Origin of the sequence: Intrasporangium sp. (genome assembly GCF_032907665.1) — a bacterium.
Classification (GTDB): Bacteria; Actinomycetota; Actinomycetes; order Actinomycetales; family Dermatophilaceae; genus Intrasporangium.
This window is the reverse complement of record NZ_JAJJPG010000104.1, coordinates 1-4974: the sequence shown is the minus strand read 5'-3', so window position 1 is coordinate 4974 and position 4974 is coordinate 1. Positions and strand designations below refer to the sequence as shown.

General features: G+C 72.2%; 4 protein-coding genes. All 4 read left to right on the top strand.

Going from position 1 to position 4974, the window contains the following annotated elements:
- On the top strand, window positions 1-1302 hold a 1302-nt coding region (gene ftsW, locus LOY02_RS14280), incomplete at its 5' end, for a putative lipid II flippase FtsW (RefSeq protein WP_317183030.1).
- Entirely contained in the window at window positions 1299-2405 is a 1107-nt protein-coding gene (gene murG / locus LOY02_RS14275; RefSeq protein WP_317183029.1) for an undecaprenyldiphospho-muramoylpentapeptide beta-N-acetylglucosaminyltransferase, read from the top strand. The genes ftsW and murG, both read left to right, overlap by 4 nt.
- Window positions 2402-3868: a UDP-N-acetylmuramate--L-alanine ligase gene (gene murC / locus LOY02_RS14270; RefSeq protein WP_317183028.1), complete on the top strand. Its 1467-nt coding sequence runs from the start codon at window positions 2402-2404 to the stop codon at window positions 3866-3868. Before murG ends, murC begins: the two co-directional genes overlap by 4 nt.
- A complete protein-coding gene (locus tag LOY02_RS14265; RefSeq protein WP_317183027.1) occupies window positions 3865-4638 on the top strand; it encodes a cell division protein FtsQ/DivIB in 774 nt (257 codons plus the stop codon). The genes murC and LOY02_RS14265 overlap by 4 nt, the downstream gene beginning before the upstream one ends.
- Window positions 4639-4974 lie beyond the last annotated feature (336 nt).

The window sequence follows — 4974 nt, the reverse complement described above, 5'->3', positions numbered from 1 at the left end:
TCGACGTCGGGATCGACGTCGGGGTCGTCGGGGTCGCGAACGGGCGGGGGAGACCGTGACACGGAGGGCGGTCGGTCGCTCGTCCACTTCGGCAAGCTCGAGTCGCCGCTGACGACGTACTACCTCCTGCTCGGCGTCACGACCACCCTCGTCGTCTTCGGGCTCATCATGGTCTTCTCCGCGTCGAGCGTCGAGGCGCTCCTCGACGACGAGGCCTCCTACAGCATCTTCGCGAAGCAGCTGCTCTTCGCCGTGGTCGGCACCGGCGTCGCGGCCTGGGCTGCCCGGTGGCCCATCCGGTGGTGGCGACGGCTCGCCGCCGTGTCGCTCATCGGGGCCGTCGCGCTCCAGGCCGCCGTCTTCGTGCCCGGCCTGGGGGTCAAGGTCAACGGCAACCTCAACTGGCTGGCCCTGGGACCGGTCCAGATCCAGCCGTCCGAGTTCGCCAAGATCGCCCTCGTGCTCACCGGCGCCGCGATCTTCGCCAACAAGGGCAGCCTCGTCGGCAACTGGCTCCACGCCGTGCTGCCCTACGTGCTGCCGATCTCGGCCGTCGTCCTCGCCCTCGTCCTCGCCGGTCACGACCTCGGGACGGGCCTGGTCATGGGTCTCATCGTCGCGGCCGTCCTCTTCGTCGCAGGCGCGCCGAAGCGGCTCTTCGTCCTCGGCGGGCTCGCCGTCATCGGGGGCATCGGCTACCTCATCACCTCGAGCGGCAACCGGACCGCCCGCATCAGCAACTGGCTCGACCCGAGCTGCCAGACCGACCCCGACGGCTGGTGCGGCCAGTCGGTGCACGGCCTCTACGCCCTCGCGGACGGCGGGTGGTGGGGCGTCGGCCTCGGACGCTCGAAGGAGAAGTGGAGCTGGCTGTCCGAGGCCCACAACGACTTCATCTTCGCGATCATCGGCGAGGAGCTCGGCCTGCCCGGCACGCTCCTCGTCCTCGTCCTCTTCGGCCTGCTGGCCTGGGCGTGCTACCGGCTCGTGACCCGCACCCAGGACCGCTTCGTCCGGGTCGCCGCCGCGGGCGTGATGGCCTGGCTCATCGGGCAGGCCATGATCAACATCGGCTCGGTCATCGGCCTCTTCCCCGTCGTCGGCGTGCCGCTCCCGCTCGTGTCGGCGGGCGGGTCCTCGCTCGTCACGACTCTCCTCGCCCTCGGCATGCTCATGTCCTTCGCGCGAAACGAGCCCGGGTGCCGGGCCCTGCTCGACGCGCGGACCGGCGTCGTCAAGCGGACCCTCAGCGTGCTCCCGTCCCGCCTGTCCTCTCGTCCGACCCGTCGCAGAAACCGGTGATCGCCGTGTCCTCGCCCACCTCCGTCCTGCTCGCCGGGGGAGGCAGCGCCGGTCACGTCTCGCCGCTGCTCGCCCTGGCCGACGCCCTGCTGCGCCGGCACCCGGGGATCACCGTGACCGCGCTCGGCACCGAGGTCGGCCTCGAGTCCCGGCTCGTGCCCGCGCGCGGCCTCGACCTGCGCTTCGTGCCGAAGGTGCCGCTGCCCCGCCGGCCGAGCGCCGACCTGCTCCGCCTGCCCGGGCGCCTGCGGGAGGCAGTGTCCGCCGCAGGGCGCGCCATCGACGAGACCGGCGCCGAGGTGGTCGTCGGGTTCGGCGGCTACGTCAGCACGCCCGCCTACCTCGCGGCTCGGCGGCGACGGATCCCCATCGTCATCCACGAGCAGAACGCCCGCCCCGGCCTCGCCAACCGTCTCGGTGCCCGATGGACGCCCTTCGTCGCGACCACCTTCTCGACCACCCGGCTTCCCGGCGCCCGCCGCATCGGCATGCCCCTGCGGCGCGAGATCACCCAGCTCGACCGCTCACAGAGCCGAGCCGAGGCACTCGACCACTTCGGCCTCGAGGCCGACCGACCCACCGTGCTCGTCACCGGCGGGTCCCTGGGCGCGAAGCGGATCAATGACGCCTTCGCCGCGTCGTCGGCGGCACTGAGCCGCGGAGGAGTCCAGATCCTCCACGTCACGGGTCTCGGCAAGGACTTCACGCCCGAGCCGGCCGAGGGCGGAGCGCCGTATGTCGTCGTGCCCTATGCCGACCGGATGGAGCTCGCCTATGCCGCAGCCGATCTCGTCGTGGCCCGCGCGGGTGCCAACACGGTCTGCGAGCTCACCGCCGTTGGCCTACCGGCTGTCTATGTGCCGCTGCCCATCGGCAACGGCGAGCAACGGCTCAACGCCGCTGATGTCGTCGCCGCCGGCGGCGGGATGGTCGTCGACGACGCTGCAATGACCTCGGAGTGGGTGCAGGCGCACCTCATCCCGCTGGCCACGGACGGCGGCCGGCTCACCGCGATGGCCCAGGCGGCCGCGCGCCTGGGGGAGCGAGCCGCTGACGAGGCCCTGGCGGACCTCGTCGACGAGGCGTGGAGGTCACGCCGGTGAGCGCCCAGCCGACGACTGAGCGGCCTTTCGCTGCAGCGAGGTTCGACTTCTCGGCGCCGGTCCCGAGGGCGGAGGAGCTGGGCCGGGTGCACTTCCTCGCGATCGGGGGTGCCGGCATGTCGGGGGTCGCGCGCATCATGCTCGCGCGGGGGATCGAGGTCTCCGGCAGCGACGCCAAGGACGTCCCGGTGCTCAAGGCGCTCGCGAGCGAGGGCGCCACCGTCTGGGTCGGCTTCGACGAGGAGCACCAGGCGGGCGCGGGGACCATCGTCATGTCTTCGTCCATCCGCGACGACAACGTCGAGCTGCGCGCCGCGCGGGACAGGGGAGCGCGCATCCTCCACCGGGCCCAGGGTCTCGCGAGCCTCATGCACGGGCAGCGCCCGGTCGCGGTGGCCGGCGCCAACGGCAAGACGACGACGACCTCGCTGCTGACCGTCGCCCTCCAGGGCTCCGGACTCGACCCGTCCTTCGCGGTCGGCGGCGAGCTCGCCCGCCACGGCACCAACGCCCACCAGGGCACCGACGACGTCTTCGTCGTCGAGGCCGACGAGAGCGACGGGTCGTTCATCGTCTACCGGCCCGAGGTGGCCATCGTGACGAACGTCCAGCCCGACCACCTCGACTTCTACGAGAGCTTCGAGGTGGTGCAGGCGGCCTACGACGCCTTCGTCCGGACCATCCGACCCGGCGGCCTCCTCGTCACGTGTGCCGACGACGCAGGCGCGGTGGGCCTCGCCGAGCGCGCCCGGGCCGCAGGCATCCCCGTCCTCACCTATGGCTTCGACCCGGGTGCCGATGTCGGCCTGCGCGATCACCAGCAGGACGGGCTCACCTCGGCCGCGACCCTCGTCGACAGAGGCGTCGAGCACCGTCTCAGCCTCGGCATCCCGGGCCGCCACAACGCCCTCAACGCCGCAGCCGCCTACGCGGCCGCCGTCCACGGCCTCGGCCAGGACCCGGCCGGCGTCCTCGTCGGCCTCGCGTCCTTCACGGGGACCCGGCGACGGTTCGAGCCCAAGGGCGAGGCGGCCGGAGTCGTCCTCGTCGACGACTACGCCCACAACGCAGGCAAGGTGACGGCCGTCGTCGAGACGGCGGCCGGGCTCGTCGAGGCCCCGGGGCGGCTCGTCGTCGTGTTCCAGCCCCATCTCTACAGCCGCACCCAGGACTTCGCTGCCGAGCTCGGCCGGGGTCTCGCGCCCGCCGACGTCGTTGTCGTCATGGACATCTACGCCGCGCGGGAGGACCCGGTGCCGGGCGTCTCCGGGCAGCTCGTCGCCGACGCCGTCACTGCGGCCCGACCCGAGGTGGAGGTCCACTACGTGCCGTCCTGGTCCGAGGTGGCAGGCGTCGTGGCCGACCTCGCCCGACCGGGCGACCTCGTCCTCACCGTCGGTGCCGGCGACGTGACGATGGTCGGTCCCGAGATCCTCCGGCTCCTCGGCGGTGAGTCGGGATGAGACTGCTCACCCGGACCGGCTCGGCCGAGGAGCGCACCAAGGGACTCTCCTCTGCGCGAGCGCGCTTCGAGCGCAGGGCCGCCCGGGCGAGGCGACGACCCCGGCTCGTCGCCGTCCTGCTCGTCCTGACGCTCCTGCTCGCCGGTGGCGCCGTGTGGCTCGGCTGGTTCAGCTCGCTCCTGCTCGCCGAGCGGGTCGAGGTCCGCGGAGTGAAGTCGTCGCAGGCCGCGACCGTCCGGGACGTCGCGGCCGTGCCCCTGGGCGGCCCGCTCATGCGGGTGGACACCGACGCCGCTGTCGACCGCCTCGAGCGCGACCTTCGCTGGATCGAGGTCTCGGTGACGAGGAGCCTGCCCCACACCGTCGTCATCGAGGTGACGCCGCGCGTCGCCGTGCTCGCCGTGCGGATGCGCACCGGTGAGGTGCAGCTCCACGACCGTGAGGGCGTGGCGTTCCGCACGGTCGCCGCGCCGCCCGACGGACTGCCCCTCGTCTCCTCGACCGGCAGCGCGGCGAGCCCCGAGGGGGTCGAGGCCGTCCTCCAGGCGCTGGCGGCGCTCGACGGCAAGGTTCGCAAGACGGTGTCGGAGGTGTCCCTCGAGTCGGGGGACCGGGTCACCCTCACGCTGACGTCCAAGGGTGCCGACCGGACCGTGCGCTGGGGTGGACCCGGCGACGCAGCCCTCAAGGCGAGGCTCGTCAGCATCCTCCTCACGGAGCCGGGCCAGCTCATCGACGTCACCGTCCCTGAGGCGCCGGTCACCCGCTGACCTGCAGCCTTTCCGGGATTTCCCTGGAATCCGGGGAATCTCCGGAATCGGCAGAATCACCGAGCGACACGCCGGGCGGTGGGTTGAACCGCCCTGTCCGACGACATACCGTCGGGGCACTGGTTCGTGACCAAACCGTAACCTTGAGGTCAACGTTTAAGGTTGAGGGCTACTGGCTCGGGGCGGGCCACACGCACGACACCGCGCCGGAGAGCCGGGGCAGAGACTGCCCCACACGCACACCGCACCACCTTTGCACCACCATCCAGGAAGGCCCACTCTCGTGGCAGCAGCACCGCAGAACTACTTGGCCGTCATCAAGGTCGTCGGCATCGG

Excerpts from the sequence above, each read along its gene's own strand:
- LOY02_RS14265 (WP_317183027.1), top strand. The coding sequence starts at position 3,865 with ATGAGACTGCTCACCCGGACCGGCTCGGCCGAGGAGCGCACCAAGGGA.